General features: G+C 72.3%; 12 protein-coding genes and 1 pseudogene. 2 read left to right on the top strand and 11 right to left on the bottom strand.

The features are described from left to right. Positions 1-155 precede the first annotated feature (155 nt). The 3 genes from AC0682_RS03025 to AC0682_RS03015 all read right to left on the bottom strand — a co-directional run bounded on the left by AC0682_RS03025 (position 156) and on the right by AC0682_RS03015 (position 3,577). Complete coding sequence (locus AC0682_RS03025) at positions 156-1,697, bottom strand: alanine/glycine:cation symporter family protein (RefSeq protein WP_478530656.1); 1,542 nt, start codon at positions 1,695-1,697, stop codon at positions 156-158. A gap of 358 nt (positions 1,698-2,055) precedes the next feature. After that, entirely contained in the window at positions 2,056-3,114 is a 1,059-nt protein-coding gene (locus tag AC0682_RS03020) for a PucR family transcriptional regulator (protein ID WP_478530655.1), read from the bottom strand. A 253-nt stretch (positions 3,115-3,367) separates the two neighbouring features. Next, on the bottom strand, positions 3,368-3,577 hold the full coding sequence (locus tag AC0682_RS03015; RefSeq protein WP_478530654.1) for a DUF397 domain-containing protein: 210 nt from the start codon (positions 3,575-3,577) through the stop codon (positions 3,368-3,370). Positions 3,578-3,603: 26 nt separating this feature from the next. Here AC0682_RS03015 and AC0682_RS03010 point away from each other — a divergent pair. Next, positions 3,604-3,868, top strand: a pseudogene (locus AC0682_RS03010) (ATP-binding protein); the annotation flags it as partial. Positions 3,869-4,138: 270 nt separating this feature from the next. On the opposite strand, the gene AC0682_RS03005 reads toward AC0682_RS03010, so the two are convergent. The 6 genes from AC0682_RS03005 to AC0682_RS02980 form a co-directional block, all read right to left on the bottom strand. After that, positions 4,139-4,612, bottom strand: coding sequence for a GNAT family N-acetyltransferase (locus AC0682_RS03005; RefSeq protein WP_478530653.1), 474 nt, complete (start codon positions 4,610-4,612; stop codon positions 4,139-4,141). Between the two features lie 40 nt (positions 4,613-4,652). Continuing rightward, positions 4,653-5,441, bottom strand: a complete 789-nt coding sequence (locus tag AC0682_RS03000; protein WP_478530652.1) for an SDR family NAD(P)-dependent oxidoreductase — start codon at positions 5,439-5,441, stop codon at positions 4,653-4,655. Then, entirely contained in the window at positions 5,438-6,604 is a 1,167-nt protein-coding gene (locus AC0682_RS02995) for a serine hydrolase domain-containing protein (protein ID WP_478530784.1), read from the bottom strand. Before AC0682_RS02995 ends, AC0682_RS03000 begins: the two co-directional genes overlap by 4 nt. 139 nt (positions 6,605-6,743) lie before the next feature. After that, complete coding sequence (locus AC0682_RS02990) at positions 6,744-7,532, bottom strand: energy-coupling factor ABC transporter ATP-binding protein (protein ID WP_478530651.1); 789 nt, start codon at positions 7,530-7,532, stop codon at positions 6,744-6,746. After that, the gene (cbiQ, locus tag AC0682_RS02985) at positions 7,520-8,281 is read right to left on the bottom strand and encodes a cobalt ECF transporter T component CbiQ (RefSeq protein ID WP_478530650.1); all 762 of its coding nucleotides are present in this window, start codon (positions 8,279-8,281) and stop codon (positions 7,520-7,522) included. The genes AC0682_RS02990 and cbiQ overlap by 13 nt, the downstream gene beginning before the upstream one ends. A gap of 97 nt (positions 8,282-8,378) precedes the next feature. Then, on the bottom strand, positions 8,379-9,452 hold the full coding sequence (locus tag AC0682_RS02980; protein WP_478530649.1) for an energy-coupling factor ABC transporter permease: 1,074 nt from the start codon (positions 9,450-9,452) through the stop codon (positions 8,379-8,381). 275 nt (positions 9,453-9,727) lie between these two features. Here AC0682_RS02980 and AC0682_RS02975 point away from each other — a divergent pair, with 275 nt between their 5' ends. After that, positions 9,728-10,171, top strand: coding sequence for an SsgA family sporulation/cell division regulator (locus AC0682_RS02975; RefSeq protein WP_478530648.1), 444 nt, complete (start codon positions 9,728-9,730; stop codon positions 10,169-10,171). A 186-nt stretch (positions 10,172-10,357) separates the two neighbouring features. Here the strand turns inward: AC0682_RS02975 and AC0682_RS02970 are convergent, their stop codons facing one another. Together AC0682_RS02970 and AC0682_RS02965 are read right to left on the bottom strand one after the other, a co-directional pair. Continuing rightward, positions 10,358-12,640, bottom strand: a complete 2,283-nt coding sequence (locus tag AC0682_RS02970; RefSeq protein WP_478530647.1) for an MMPL family transporter — start codon at positions 12,638-12,640, stop codon at positions 10,358-10,360. A gap of 225 nt (positions 12,641-12,865) precedes the next feature. After that, positions 12,866-13,438 carry a TetR/AcrR family transcriptional regulator gene (locus tag AC0682_RS02965; RefSeq protein WP_478530646.1) on the bottom strand — a complete coding sequence of 191 codons (573 nt, stop codon included), beginning with the start codon at positions 13,436-13,438 and terminating at the stop codon, positions 12,866-12,868. Between the last annotated feature and the right edge of the window lie 151 nt (positions 13,439-13,589).

The raw sequence follows: 13,589 nt of genomic DNA, 5'->3' as shown, positions 1-13,589 counted from the left end.
CCCCCCCCCCCCCCCCCCCCCCCCCCCCCCCCCCCCCCCCCCCCCCCCCCCCCCCCCCCCCCCCCCCCCCCCCCCCCCCCCCCCCCCCCGCTTCCGGATCGCGGGCGATCAGGTCAGGTCACGTGCTGGACCGCGTCAGGCGCCGGGGAGCCGGTTCAGACCAGGGCCTTGGCCGACTCGTCGCCCTTGTCTCCGCCGTCCCCGGCCGCTTCCCCGGTCTTCCGCGTACGGATGTACTCCAGGAAGTTGTTCAGCTCGCGCTTGACCAGCGGGGCCAGGAGGTAGAGGCCGATGATGTTGATGACCGCCAGGGTGAAGAGCACCGCGTCGGCCAGGTCGATGAGGGTCTGGAGCGTGAGCAGGGACCCGGCGACCGCGAACAGGGTGTAGAGGGCCTTGTAGACGGTCTCGCTGGTGCGGGTGCGGCCGAAGAGGTACGTCCAGGCCTTGAGGCCGTAGTAGCCCCAGGTGAGCACCGTGGAGATCGCGAAGAGGATCACCGCGACGGTGAGGACGTACGGGAACCAGGGCAGCACCGTGGCGAACGCGTCCGAGGTGATCGTCACGCCGCCGATGGACTCGCCGGCGCGGGCCTCGCCCCAGCTGGCCGGGTTGGCGATGACGATGGTCAGCGCGGTCATCGTGCAGATGAGCACGGTGTCGATGAACGGCTCCAGCAGCGCGACGAGGCCCTCGCTGGCGGGGTGCTTGGTCTTGACCGCCGAGTGGGCGATCGGGGCGGAGCCGAGGCCGGCCTCGTTGGAGAAGGCCGCACGTTTGAAGCCGATGATCAGCGCACCGAGCACACCGCCCGCGACGCCCTGGGGGTTGAACGCGCCTTCGATGATCGTGGCGACCGCGGCCGGCACGGCGGTGAGGTTGACCAGGATGACCACGAGGCACGCGGCGATGTAGATCCCGGCCATCGCGGGGATGAGCCGGCTGGTGACCTGGGCGATGGAGCGGATGCCGCCGAGGAGCACGATGCCGACGAGCGCCGCGATGAGGATGCCGAAGAAGAGCGCGCCGCCGGAGGAGCCCATCATCCCGTCCTCGCCGCCGGTGACGGAGACGAGCTGGGCGTAGGACTGGTTGACCTGGAAGAGGTTGCCGCCGAAGAGGCCGAAGAACAGGATCATGATCGAGGCGAGCACGGCGAGGACCTTGCCGAGGCTCTTGCCGTTCTTGCCGAAGCGCTCGGCCAGCCCCTTGGGCAGGTAGTGCATCGGCCCGCCGGAGACGGTGCCGTCGGCGTGGACCTCGCGGTACTTCACACCGAGGGTGACCTCGACGAACTTGGTGGCCATGCCGAGCAGGCCGCAGAGGATCATCCAGAACGTGGCCCCCGCGCCACCGATGGACACGGCGACGGCCACACCCGCGATGTTCCCGAGCCCGACCGTGCCGGAGACGGCGGCCGTCAGCGCCTGGAAGTGGCTGACCTCGCCGGCGGAGTCCTTGTCGTCGTACTTCCCGCGCACGACGTCCACGGCGAGTCGGAACTTGCGCACCTGGACGAAGCCGAACCAGCCGGTGAAGACCAGACCGGCCACCACCAGCCAGGTGACGATGAGCGGGACGTCCGCCCCGGCGATGCTGACGGAGTAGAAGACGATGCCGCCCAGCCAGTCGGCTATGGGCTCGAAGAACCCGCTGACGGATTCGTCGATCTTCTGCGTGATGGATTCGAGTGACACGTTGCTACCTCGATGCGCGGGAGCGGCGGACTGGGGGTGCCTTGGCCGGTCGGTGTGCGATGGGGGGATGAGCGAACGACGTTGTCCGGTCGGCGACCCGGCGTGCCCCATGGGGCGGACTACGACGGGTATCGCCCTGGCCTGCTGCCGGAGCAGTCCTGGCGTTCCGCTGGGACGGTGGCTCCGCCCGCGAAGTTGGGCATTTGTACCATGACGTTTACCTGATATTTAGTGATGCACCTCACATTGGCGAGTGGCGGGGGCGAAGTTCCTGGGTATGTGACGTCATCGTTATGTGGGAGGCCGGATACGTTTATCGGACACCTATCGTCGGGTCGCAGCGCAGGTGAGCGGACGTCTACGGCCTGTTCGCCGGCCAGCCGAGGATGCGCGCCCCGATGACCGCTGTCTGCAAGGTGTAGCGGTGCCCGGGATCGGTCGGATCGGCCCCCGTCAGCCGGTGGATGCGCTCCAGGCGGTACGTGAGCGCACGGACGCTCAAGGAGAGGCGCCGGGCCGCCTGGGTGGTCACGCACCCCGCGTCGAAGTAGGCGGTGAGGGTCTCCAGATAGTGTTCGGGCCCGCCACGCGCCTTGAGGAGCGGGCCCAGGGTGCTGCGGACGAGATCCGCCATGGCCTGGCGGTCGCGGGTCAGCACCGGGTAGACGAGAAGGCCCGCGGCATACAGCACCGGGTCCTCCAGGCCGAGGCGGCTCGCCAGGTCCAGCGCCTGGAGTGCTTCCTCGTACGAGTGGACGACGCCGCCCGCGCCGGGATGCGGCCGCCCGACGGCGGCCCGCCCGCCGTCCGTCGCGGCATAGGCCTGTTTGGCGAAGTACGTGAGGACGTCGTGCTGGTCCCCGGGGGCGATGCAGATCAGTCGGCCGTCCTTGGTGGTGAGGAGGATGCTGCGCTCGCCGAACCGGCCCGTGACGGCCCGCTCGACCCGGCGGGGCACCGGGTCCCCCTCGATGTAGGGGGCGGGCCCCTCCGCGACAGCCACGGTGTGCGCGTGCGAGAAGCGCAGCCCGAACTGTTCCGCGCGCTCGGCCAGGAACCCGGGCTCGCCGCGTCCGTACAGCAGGTCGTCGATGAACTCCCTGCGCGCCGCCTCCTGTTCCCTGACGGCGAGCTGCTGAGCCCGCTCGTAGCCCTCGCAGAGTGCTTCGACGGCCAGTTGCACGGCTGCGAGCACCTGGTCCGCCCCCGCGGCTCCGGTCGGCCAGGCGGTCCGGGTGCGGGTGAGGTGGCACACGACCAGGCCCCGCAGGGTGGTGCCGTCGACGGCGGCCTGTTCCCCGAAGGACCGGAGCCGTTCCAACTCCGTGGCGTCGGGCCCTTGGCCCGTAGCCGCGACCGTGTCCAGCAGGGTTTCGTAGCCGGGATACGTCTGTGCCCGGACGGCGGAGGCCTGCACGGCCGCCCCCTGCCCGTGCGCGGCGGGCCGCCGGCTCGAAGGCGACTTCACCGGCTGCCGCGGGACCGAGGCCTCCTCAGGGACGGCGGACTCGGAAGCTTCGCGCGCTGATGCGGGTACTGGGTCACGGCGGACACCCCTCCGGAGCTCGGCAGGCGGAGGAACGACCGCCCCTCCGACGCCGACCAGGCTTCCCGGCACACCAGCGCCGGGTCACGGCGCGTTGCCCCGCATCATAGCGACGGGCCGTCGGTCAGCACTCCGCGGCGTAAGGGAGGAACCCCGCCCAGGCGGCGGAGGTGAGGGCGAGGCGGGGGCCGTGGACGTTCTTGGAGTCGCGGACGTGGAGGTCGCCACTGGCAGCGGCGACCTCCACGCACTCGCTACCGTTGCTGCTGTCGCTGTAGCTGCTCTTGATCCACCGCAGCTCGGAGGTGTCCTCGGCGGGCAGCTTGCGCATCATGTCTCTCCCAGTGCTCGCTCGCCCGGCTGCTCACCGTCGCCCACCTCGGCGCCTGGGGGCTCCCGTCGGAGGCGGCGGCGCACATCGTGGCCGAGCTTGCGGCCAACGCGTCCGCGCACGGCCGGGTACGGGGGCGGGACTTCCAACTGAGCCTCACGGTCAGGGGGGAAGACCCTGCGGATCGAGGTCACCGACACCCGGGGCGACCGCCTCCCGCCGGGGCCGGGTGCGGTCAAGGTGCCCGAGGACGACGGCGCGGAGAACGGGCGCGGCATGCTCATCGTGGAGGCCCCGACCTCCCCCAACCCGTCAAATACCCCGCCGAACTCGTCCGCCACCGCCTCACCGCACTCCTGCCACCACCCCTCCCCGACACCCCGGAACCACCCCCCACCCGCACCACACTCACCATCCCCGTGCAGAACTGCGACCGCTGCGACCGCGGATACCGCTCCAGGCACCCCGGACACTGCCGCGACTGCCGAGCCGCCCGCGAACAGTCCGCCGCCTGAGGGGGTCACGGCGCGTTCCACGGCCGACCCGCCGGCCGGAGCGGGCCGGTCAACCCGCCCACTCCGCCACCACCTCCCCGTCCTCCTCCGCCCCCGTCGGGCGGAAGCCGAGTGAGGTGTACAGGTGGGCGGCGGCCTTGTTGGGCGGGGCGTAGGAGAGGCGGACGGCTCGGCAGTCCTCGCGGGTCGTGAGCCAGGTCGTCAGGGTGCGTACGGCGGCTGCGCCGATGCCCCGGCCCTGGTGGGCGGCGTCGATCAGCATGCCGCCGATCCAGTACGATCCGTCCTCGTCCCTGGCCCACATGACGTGGCCGGCCACCTCGTCGCCCGCGAGCACCGCCAGGGAGTGCCAGGTGTCCTCGCGGGCCGTCAGGACCAGGTAGCGGGCGGCCAGGGCCGGGACCCAGTCGCGCTGTTCGTCGTGCGGGGCGCAGTCCGCGACCGCCCGCCAGTTGTCCGCGTCCACCTCGTGGAGGGTGACCGGGCGGCCCGAGCCGTCCGTGTGGCCGTATGTGATGATCATGGGGGGAGGGTAGGGGCGGCCACGACGGCCTGCCAGGGAATTACTCCCCGGACTCCATCGCCCGGCGGAAGCCCGTGTTGACCGCCAGGATGCCGCCGTCCACCCGCAGCGTCGTCCCCGTGATCCACGACGCGTCCGACGAGGCGAGGAAGGCGACCGCCGACGCGATGTCCTCGGGGGTACCGATCCGGCCCAGGGGGTAGAGGGCCGCCGCCCGTTCCAACTCGGCGTCCCGGCCCGACCAGGCCGCCGTGCGGATCGTGCCGGGCGCCACCAGGTTGACCCGGACACCGCGCGGGCCCGCGTGGCCCGCCAGCGTGCGGGTCAGGCTCGCCAGGCCCGCCTTGGCCGCACTGTACGCGTGTCCGCCGAAGTCCTGCTCGCCGTTGACCGAGCCGATGGTGACGATCGCGCCCCGGCCCGAGGCCACCAGGTGCGGCAGGGCGGCGCGGGCGCAGCGGAAGGGGCCGGAGAGGGTGACGTCCAGGTCGCGGTCCCACTCCTCGTCCGTCTCGTCCTCGAAGAGCCTGGCGTCCTCGCTCGCCGCGTACGCGTTGTTGACCAGGACGTCGAGTCGGCCGAAGGTCTCGACCGCGTACGCCACCGCCGCCTCCACCGCCGCCCGGTCCGCCACGTCGCAGGCCAGGGATTCGGCCGTGCCGCCCGCCTCGCGTATCGCCGCCGCGGTCCCCGACGCGCGCTCCGCGTCCAGGTCGGTGACGAGGACGAAGGCGCCTTCCGCCGCCAGGCGGTGGGCCGTCGCGGCGCCGATGCCCTGGCCTGCGCCGGTGATCAGGATGCTGTATCCGTCGAAGCGAGGTGGTGTCATAGCGCCGACCGTACTGCTTTGACCAGTGCCTGGGCACGGGGGTCGGCGGTCACTCCCTTCTGGAGGCCGTTGGTCACATAGCCGAACGCGATACCGGATTCGGGGTCCGCGAAGCCGAGGGAGCCGCCACGGCCCGGGTGGCCGAACGAGCCGGGGCCCAGCAGCGGGGCCGCCGGGCCGTGCAGCATGTAGCCGAGGCCGAAGCGGGTGCTGACGACCAGGACCCGGTCCGGGCCCGTCGACTCCTCGGTGCGGGCCAGCGTGAGGGTCGCGGGGGCGAACAGGCGGCGGTGGCCGTCGACCGGGCCGATCATCGCCGCGTAGCAGTGGGCCAGGCCCCGGGCGGTCGCGATGCCGCCCGAGGCGGGGAGTTCCGCCGTACGGTAGGCGGCGTCGTTCTCGTCGGGCAGCGGGTCGATCGCGCCGAACGCCCGGCGGGTGAGCGACTCCGGGTCGCGGTAGGCGTCGACCACCGAGCGCTTGGGGCGTACGCGCAGGGCGCCGGAGGCGGCGGTGGGCGCCGGGGGCTCCACCGGGCCGACGCGGCCGATGCGGTGGGCCTCCTCGGCGGGCAGCCCGAACCAGAAGTCCAGGCCCAGCGGGCGCGCGATCTCCTCCGCGATCCAGCGGCCGATGGTGCGGCCGGTGGCGCGGCGGACCAGTTCCCCGATGAGCCAGCTGTAGGTCTGGGCGTGGTAGCCGTGGTCCGTTCCGGGCTCCCACTGGGGGCGCTGAGCGGCGACGGCGGCCGGGCCGGTGACCCCGTCGGCGGCCTCGGCGGGGGTGAGGGGGCGGTCCAGGGCGGGGACACCCGCGCGGTGGGCCAGGAGGTCGCGGACCAGGACGCGTTCCTTGCCGTTCGCCTTGAACTCCGGCCAGTACGTGGAGACCGGGGCGTCCAGGTCGACCTGCCCGCGCTGGTGGAGCAGGAGGGGGACGGCGGCGGCGATGCCCTTGCCCGCCGAGCGCACGATCTGGACGGTGTCGACCGCCCAGGGCTCGGTGCCGTCCACGTCTCTCGTACCGGCCCACAGGTCCACGACCTTGCGCCCGTCCCGGTAGACCGCCACGGCCGCGCCGCGCTCGCCCCGCTGCTCGAAGTTGCGGACGAAGGCGTCCGCGACCGGTTCGAACCCGGGCGCCACCGTGCCCCGTACGTCCACGACCACGTCCACGTCCCTGCCCATGTCCGCTCCCGCACCCGCCGTGCTCACTGCGCTCCCGCTCATCACCCCATGGTGCACGGCCCGGCGGGGTGCCCGGGGAGCGGGTCACCGTCGCCACCGCACTGTCACGAGCTGTTCACGGCGTCGGAACCGTCACCGACCTCGGGTCGAAGCCGAACGGCAGCTCCAGCCGGTGCGTGCGCATCAACTCCTCGTCGCAGAGCAGGTCCTGCGTGCGCCCGTCCGCGGCGATCACCCCCTCGCTGAGGATCACCGCGCGCGGGCACAGCTCCAGCGCGTACGGCAGGTCGTGCGTGACCATCAGCACGGTGACGTCCAACGAGCGCAGGATGTCGGCCAGTTCGCGGCGGGAGGCCGGGTCCAGGTTGGAGGACGGCTCGTCCAGGACGAGGATCTCCGGCTCCATCGCGAGGACGGTCGCCACGGCGACGCGGCGGCGCTGGCCGAAGGAGAGGTGGTGCGGCGGGCGGGCCGCGTACTCCGCCATCCCGACCTGTTCCAGCGCACGCACCACCCGCTCCTCCAGCTCGGGGCCGCGCAGGCCGGAGGCGGCCGGGCCGAAGGCCACGTCCTCGCGGACCGTGGGCATGAAGAGCTGGTCGTCCGGGTCCTGGAAGACGATGCCCACCCGGCGCCGGATCTCCGCCAGGTTCCGCTTGGCCACCGGGAGCCCCGCGACGCGGACCGTGCCGGAGCCCGCCTCCAGGATGCCGTTGAGGTGTAGGACGAGCGTGGTCTTGCCCGCGCCGTTGGGGCCGAGGACCGCGACGCGTTCGCCGCGCCCCACGGTCAGGTCGACCCCGAAGAGGGCCTGGTGGCCGTCGGGGTAGGCGTAGGCCAGGCCGCTGACGGCGAGCGACGGGGCGGGGGCCTGGGGCCCGGAGGAGGAAGTCACAGGGTCCATCCCAGCAGACAGATCGCGAGCGCGAGTGCGGGGAGCGTCGCCGCGTACGCCCATTGGGTCCGGTCCGCCGTCGCCTCGTCGATCACCGGCATCGTGCCCGCGTACCCCCGGCTCACCATGGCGAGGTGGACCCGCTCGCCCCGTTCGTACGAGCGGATGAACAGAGCGCCCATCGAGGTGGCCAGGACGCCCCAGTGCCGTACTCCGCGCGCCTCGAACCCCCGGGAGCGGCGGGCGATGGACATGCGCCGCATCTCGTCGGTGATGACGTCCCCGTACCGGATCATGAACGACGCGATCTGGACCAGCAGCGGCGGCAGCTTCAGCCGCTGGAGGCCGAGCAGGACCGCGCGCAGTTCGGTGGTGGAGGCCAGGAGGACGGAGGCGGCGACGCCCAGGGTGGCTTTGGCCAGCACGTTCCAGGCGCCCCAGAGGCCGGGGACGCTGACGGATACGCCGAGGACGGTCGTCTGCTCGCCCGGCACCACGAACGGCATGAGCAGCGCGAACGCCACGAACGGCACCTCGATGACCAGGCGCTTCAGCAGGAAGCCGGGCGGGATCCTCGCCACCGCCGCGACGGCGGCGAGGAGGGCCGCGTACAGGCCGAAGGCCCACACCGCCTCGCGCGGGGTGGAGACGACGACGAGCACGAAGCCGAAGACGGCGGCCAGCTTGCAGTGCGGGGGCAGCCGGTGGACCGGGCTGTGCCCGTGCCGGTAGAGCTTGTGGGCGTGGCCCGCTCCCATGACCGGACCCCCTTCCTGTCGAACCGTCAAACCGCTCGGCCTCCGGGGCGAACTTCGGCTCTACCGTCGGCCTTCGCTCTCGCCCTCGCCCTCGCCCTCAGGCGTTCTCGTGGTCGCGGGTGCCTGCGCGGGTGCCGCTGCGCTCGTCCTCCCTGCGGCGGCGCACCACCCAGAAGACGCCCGTGCCCACGACCACCGTGGCGCTGACGCCGATCACCCCGGCGAGGCCGCCGGAGAGCCGGGCGTTCGCGATGCCGCCCACGCCGTAGTCGGCGAGCGGGGAGCCGGCCGCGCCGTGCTCCCGCGCCTTCTCGTCGATGCCCTGGTCGGCGGCGACCCGCTCCAGGCCGTCGGGGCTGGCGGAGGCGTAGAAGGAGACGAAGCCGGCGAGGAGGAGGGCCGCGGCCAGACCGGCGAGGAGGAACCCCCGGTTGGAGCGGGGCGCGGTGGCGGGCTGGGGCTCGCGGGCGGGGGCCGGGGCGTCGACCAGTTCGCCGTCGACCCGGAGCTTGAGGGGTGCGGCCAGGCCGCTGGGGACTCCGTGGACGAGGTCGGGGCGTACGGCGAGGACCGCTCCCACCGTCAGCGCGGTGATCACCGCCTCACCGATCCCGATCAGGACGTGGACGCCGACCATCGCCGTGAACACCTTGCCGATCGGGATGTCGGTGGTGCCGCCGATCCAGTAGAGCAGCGTGAACGCGGCGGCCGACGCCGGTACGGAGACGAGCGCGGCGACGAACGCCGAGGCCGTCGCGGACCGGCGCGTGCGCGGCAGGACACCGGTGAGCAGGCGGAACACCGCGTACGCCACCACGACGGTGACCACGCCCATGACGGTGATGTTCACGCCGAGCGCGGTGAGCCCGCCGTCCGCGAAGAAGATGCCCTGCATCAGCAGCACCACGGAGAGGCAGAGCACCGCCGTATAGGGCCCGACCAGGATCGCGGCCAGTGCCCCTCCCATCAGATGGCCGCTGGTGCCGGCGGCCACCGGGAAGTTCAGCATCTGCACGGCGAAGATGAAGGCGGCCACCAGACCGGCGAGCGGGGCGGTGCGCTCGTCCAGTTCGCGGCGGGCGCCCCGCAGGCTGACGGCGACCGCACCCGCGGCGAACGCTCCGGCGGCGACGGAGACAGGTGCATCGATGAATCCATCGGGTACATGCATGGCAGTGGCTCCGCTTCCTGCGGTCCCGCGCGGTGTCCGCGTCCGCCTGGGCACGGCTCTGCGGGCGGGGTCATGGACCCGTCGATAATAGTGCTCTCTTGCAAACCCTGCGCAAGAGCGGAGGCGCGGCACCCGCATCCCCATCGGTCCGGCGACCGCGGCCGGACCGATGCCCGGCCGCCACTCTCCGCCACGTGAGCACACGCTCACCGTGCCGCTTCCGCAAAATATGGGACATTAGAGGGCAAAGCGATACCCATAGGAGGAGCCGGCCCATGTCCCCTGTGATCGAAGAACATGCACGCGCCCGGCTCATCACCGACGGCCCCCTGACCCGTCCGGTCCCCGTCGACCTGCGCTACGACGCCGCCGACGACCCGCGCACCGTGCACATCGGGCTGCCCGACGGCACCGACTGGGCGTTCGGCCGCGATCTGCTGGAGCGCGGGCTGCGCACCCCCATCGAGCGCGGGGCCGTCCGCGTCTGGCCCTGCGGCCGAACGCAGCTGATCGTGGAGCTGCACTCGACGGACGGGGTGGAGGTGTTCCAGTTCGAGATCAGGACGCTGATCCGCTTCCTGGCCCGCACCCGCGCGCAGGCCACGGCCGCAGCGGCACCCCCGTCGGGCGGGAGCCCCGAGAAGCGGCCCTCCCGCACCCGTCCGGAGCAAGGCGTGCAGCAGCCGGGCCCGAAGGGCGCCCCGTCGGCCCGCGGTTGACGTCGGCGCACACGAAGCCGGAGCGCACGGAGCCGGCGCACGCGCGAGGAGAAGGCCCCCGCGCTCCTCGCACGGGGGCCTTCTCGCCGCCCCGGCCCCCCGTCCCCACAGGTGACCGGCGCTTCCGGGGCCGCGCTCCGCTCAGACGCGGCCCCGGAGTTCGAGGGGCCGACACGGCCCCGGGGGTCAGACGCGTACGAGCTCGCGCTCGCCGCCGTGCCCGTCCCCACCGTCGGAGTCGGAGCCGGACGCCGCGGGCTCGTCCGTCAGCTGCTTCTGCAGCTTCTCGCCCTCCACGTCCACGTTCGGCAGCGCCCGGTCCAGCCAGCGCGGCAGCCACCAGGCCTTCCGGCCCAGCAGGGCCAGGACGGCCGGCACGATCGCCATGCGCACCACGAACGCGTCGAAGAGGACCGCGACCGCGAGCGAGAAGCCGATCATCTTGACCATCTGCTCGCTGGAGCCGATGAAGCCCGCGAAGACCGCCATCATGATCACCGCAGCCGCCGTGACCACCCGGGCGCCGTGCCGGAAGCCGGTCACGATGGCCTGGCCGGGGCTCTCGCCGTGGACGTACGCCTCGCGCATCCGGGTGACGAGGAAGACCTCGTAGTCCATCGCGAGACCGAAGACCACACCGACCATGAAGATCGGCATCATGCTCATGATCGGACCGGTCTGCTCGACCCCGAAGAGCGAGCCGAGCCAGCCCCACTGGAAGACCGCGACGACCGCGCCGAGGGCCGCGACCACCGAGAGCAGGAAGCCGAGGGCCGCCTTCAGCGGGACGAGGATCGAGCGGAAGACCAGCATCAGCAGCAGGAACGCGAGGCCGACGACGAGCGCCAGGTAGGGCACCAGGGCGTCGTTCATCTTCTGCGAGAAGTCGATGTTCATCGCGGTGGCACCGGTGACCAGGACCTCGGCCCCGGTGTCGGCCTTGATGTCCTCGCCCGCGTCACGGATGTCGTGGACGACCTCCTCCGTGGCGTGGGAGGACGGCCGGTCCTTCGGGATGACCGTGATCATCGCGGTGTCGCCGGCCTCGTTGAACTGGGCCGGGGTGACGGCGACGACGCCGATCGACTCGATCTCCTTGGCGACCCGCTCGGCCGCGGCCTTCGGGTCGGAGGTGCCCTTGCCGTCCATGACGACCATCAGCGGACCGTTGAAGCCGGGGCCGAAGCCGTCGGAGAGCATGTCGTACGCCTGGCGCTGCGTGGTCGACTTCGGCTGGGCGCCGTCGTCGGGCAGGCCCATCTCCAGGGACGCGGCGGGTACGGCTATGACGCCGAGGCCGAGGATGCCGACCAGCATCACCCAGACCGGCCGACGCAGCACGAACCGGGCCCAGCGGGTGCCCATGTTCGGCCTGGTGTCCCCGGACTTGGCGAGGGTGGGCGCCTTCGCACCCTCGGCGTCGGGGCTCTCCGCCGCCTCCGCGCCCTTACGGGCCTTGCGGCCCATGACCCGCTTGCCCGCGAAGCCCAGCAGCGCCGGGACGAGGGTGAGGGCGATGACCACGGCGATCGCGACCGTACCGGCGGCGGCGAGGCCCATCTTCGTCAGCATCGGGATGTTGACGACGGCGAGGCCCACCAGCGCGATGACCACGGTCAGACCGGCGAAGACGACGGCCGATCCGGCGGTGCCGACGGCCCGGCCGGCGGCTTCCTCGCGCTCGCGGCCGTCGGCCAGTTCGGCACGGTAGCGGGAGACGATGAAGAGGGCGTAGTCGATGCCGACCGCGAGGCCGATCATCGAGGCGAGGATCGGAGTGGTGGAGCCCAGGTCCAGCACGTTGGCCAGGGCCGTGATGAGCGACACCCCGATGCCGACGCCGATGAGGGCGGTGACCAGCGGCAGTCCGGCGGCGATCAGCGAGCCGAAGGTGATGACCAGGACGACCGCCGCGATGACGACACCGATGACCTCGGCGGTCCCGGTGTGCGGCATGACCTGGAGCGCGTCACCGCCGATCTCCACCTTCATCCCGCTGCTCCGGGCGTCCTTGCCCGCCCCTTCCAGGGCGTCCCGGGTCTGGTCGGTCAGCTCCATGGAGTTGACCTTGTAGCTCACCGAGATGTACGCGGTCGAACCGTCCTGGCTCACCGCCTGCGCCTCGAACGGGTCCGCCACCTGGGCCACCTGGTCGGAGCCGGAGCGCAGCTCCTTCACGATGCCGGTGATCTCGCCCTTGTTGGCGGCGTCGGTGACCTTCTCGCCCGCGGGCGCCTTGAAGACGACCCGGGCGGTGGCGCCGTCGGCGCTGACCCCGGGGAAGCGCTGTTCCAGCAGGTCGAAGGCGCGCTGCGCCTCCGTGCCGGGGATGGAGAAGGAACTGGAGGTGGCGGTGGACGCGGAGGCCGCACCGAATCCGGCGAGCGCCAGCAGCGCCACCCAGATCAGGGCGACGAAGCGGCGGCGGCGGAAGGTGAGCCGTCCGAGCTTGTAGAGGAAAGTGGCCACGGGGGCGTACTCCCGGTCTGGTCGTGTGAGTGGAAACGGGCGTGAGGTGCCGGCCCGACGACGAGAGCGGCGTGTCAGGTGCAGGTGGTGCGTCGGGGAGAGGGCCGTACGGGGATCGAGGCGGGGACCTCGACGGGCGGGGACGTCCAGGAGCGGGCGGGAACGTCAGGGGCGGGTGGGGCGTCGGACTCCGGGGCCGGGGAGCGCCACGGAGGCCGCGTGCGGTCAGACGCCGAGCGCGGGGAGCACCACGGAGTCCACGTAGTCCAGGAGGAACGCCTGGTCGACCGGGCGGTCCTCGATCAGCTGCCGGGCGGCCAGCGCGCCGACCAGCATGTGCGGGATGTACTTCAGCGCCGGGTTGTCCGCGCGCAGTTCACCCCGTGCCACCGCCCGCTGGAGCAGCTCGTCGAGACCGGTCATCTCCGGTTCGACCAACAGCTCGCGCAGGGCCTGGAGCAGCTCGGGGTACTCGTGGACGGCATGGCTCAGACCCCGCATCAGCGCGGCGTCCTTCTCCATCTGGCAGTCGTCGGTCCGGCTCAGCGCCGCGTGGAAGTCCCCGCGCAGCGAACCGGTGTCGATCTCCGCGAGGCTGACCGGCTTGTTGTGCCGGAGCGCCTTCACGACCAGCTCGGGCTTGGAGCCCCACTGGCGGTAGAGCGTGGCCTTGCTCGACCGGGTGCGGGCGGCGACGGCGTCCATGGTCAGGGCGTCGTAGCCGACCTCGCGGAGCAGGTCGAGGACGGCCTCGTACAGCTCGCCCTCACGCTCGGGCGTCAGCCTGGTGCGTGCCATGGGCCGACCTCCTTCGCTCGTGCTCGCGCACATCCGGTGTCCCGCTCGCCATCGAACGAAACCGTTTCGTACACCTGAACCGTACCCCCACCTCCCAGCGAAACGAAATCGTTTCGCTTGTGGGCCGCACCACAAGTTGCCCCGGGCCCCG

It is taken from the genome of Streptomyces sp. NPDC043746 (genome assembly GCF_056436485.1).
The sequence above is the reverse complement of the archived record's forward strand: the minus strand, read 5'-3'. Positions and strand labels throughout refer to the sequence as shown.

Bases quoted from the DNA above. Each gene is read 5' to 3' on its own strand.
- AC0682_RS02980 (WP_478530649.1), bottom strand. From the start codon at position 9,452: ATGCATGTACCCGATGGATTCATCGATGCACCTGTCTCCGTCGCCGCC.
- AC0682_RS02990 (WP_478530651.1), bottom strand. From the start codon at position 7,532: ATGGACCCTGTGACTTCCTCCTCCGGGCCCCAGGCCCCCGCCCCGTCG.
- cbiQ (WP_478530650.1), bottom strand. From the start codon at position 8,281: ATGGGAGCGGGCCACGCCCACAAGCTCTACCGGCACGGGCACAGCCCG.
- AC0682_RS02965 (WP_478530646.1), bottom strand. From the start codon at position 13,438: ATGGCACGCACCAGGCTGACGCCCGAGCGTGAGGGCGAGCTGTACGAG.
- AC0682_RS03015 (WP_478530654.1), bottom strand. From the start codon at position 3,577: ATGATGCGCAAGCTGCCCGCCGAGGACACCTCCGAGCTGCGGTGGATC.
- AC0682_RS03005 (WP_478530653.1), bottom strand. From the start codon at position 4,612: ATGATCATCACATACGGCCACACGGACGGCTCGGGCCGCCCGGTCACC.
- AC0682_RS03000 (WP_478530652.1), bottom strand. From the start codon at position 5,441: ATGACACCACCTCGCTTCGACGGATACAGCATCCTGATCACCGGCGCA.
- AC0682_RS02975 (WP_478530648.1), top strand. From the start codon at position 9,728: ATGTCCCCTGTGATCGAAGAACATGCACGCGCCCGGCTCATCACCGAC.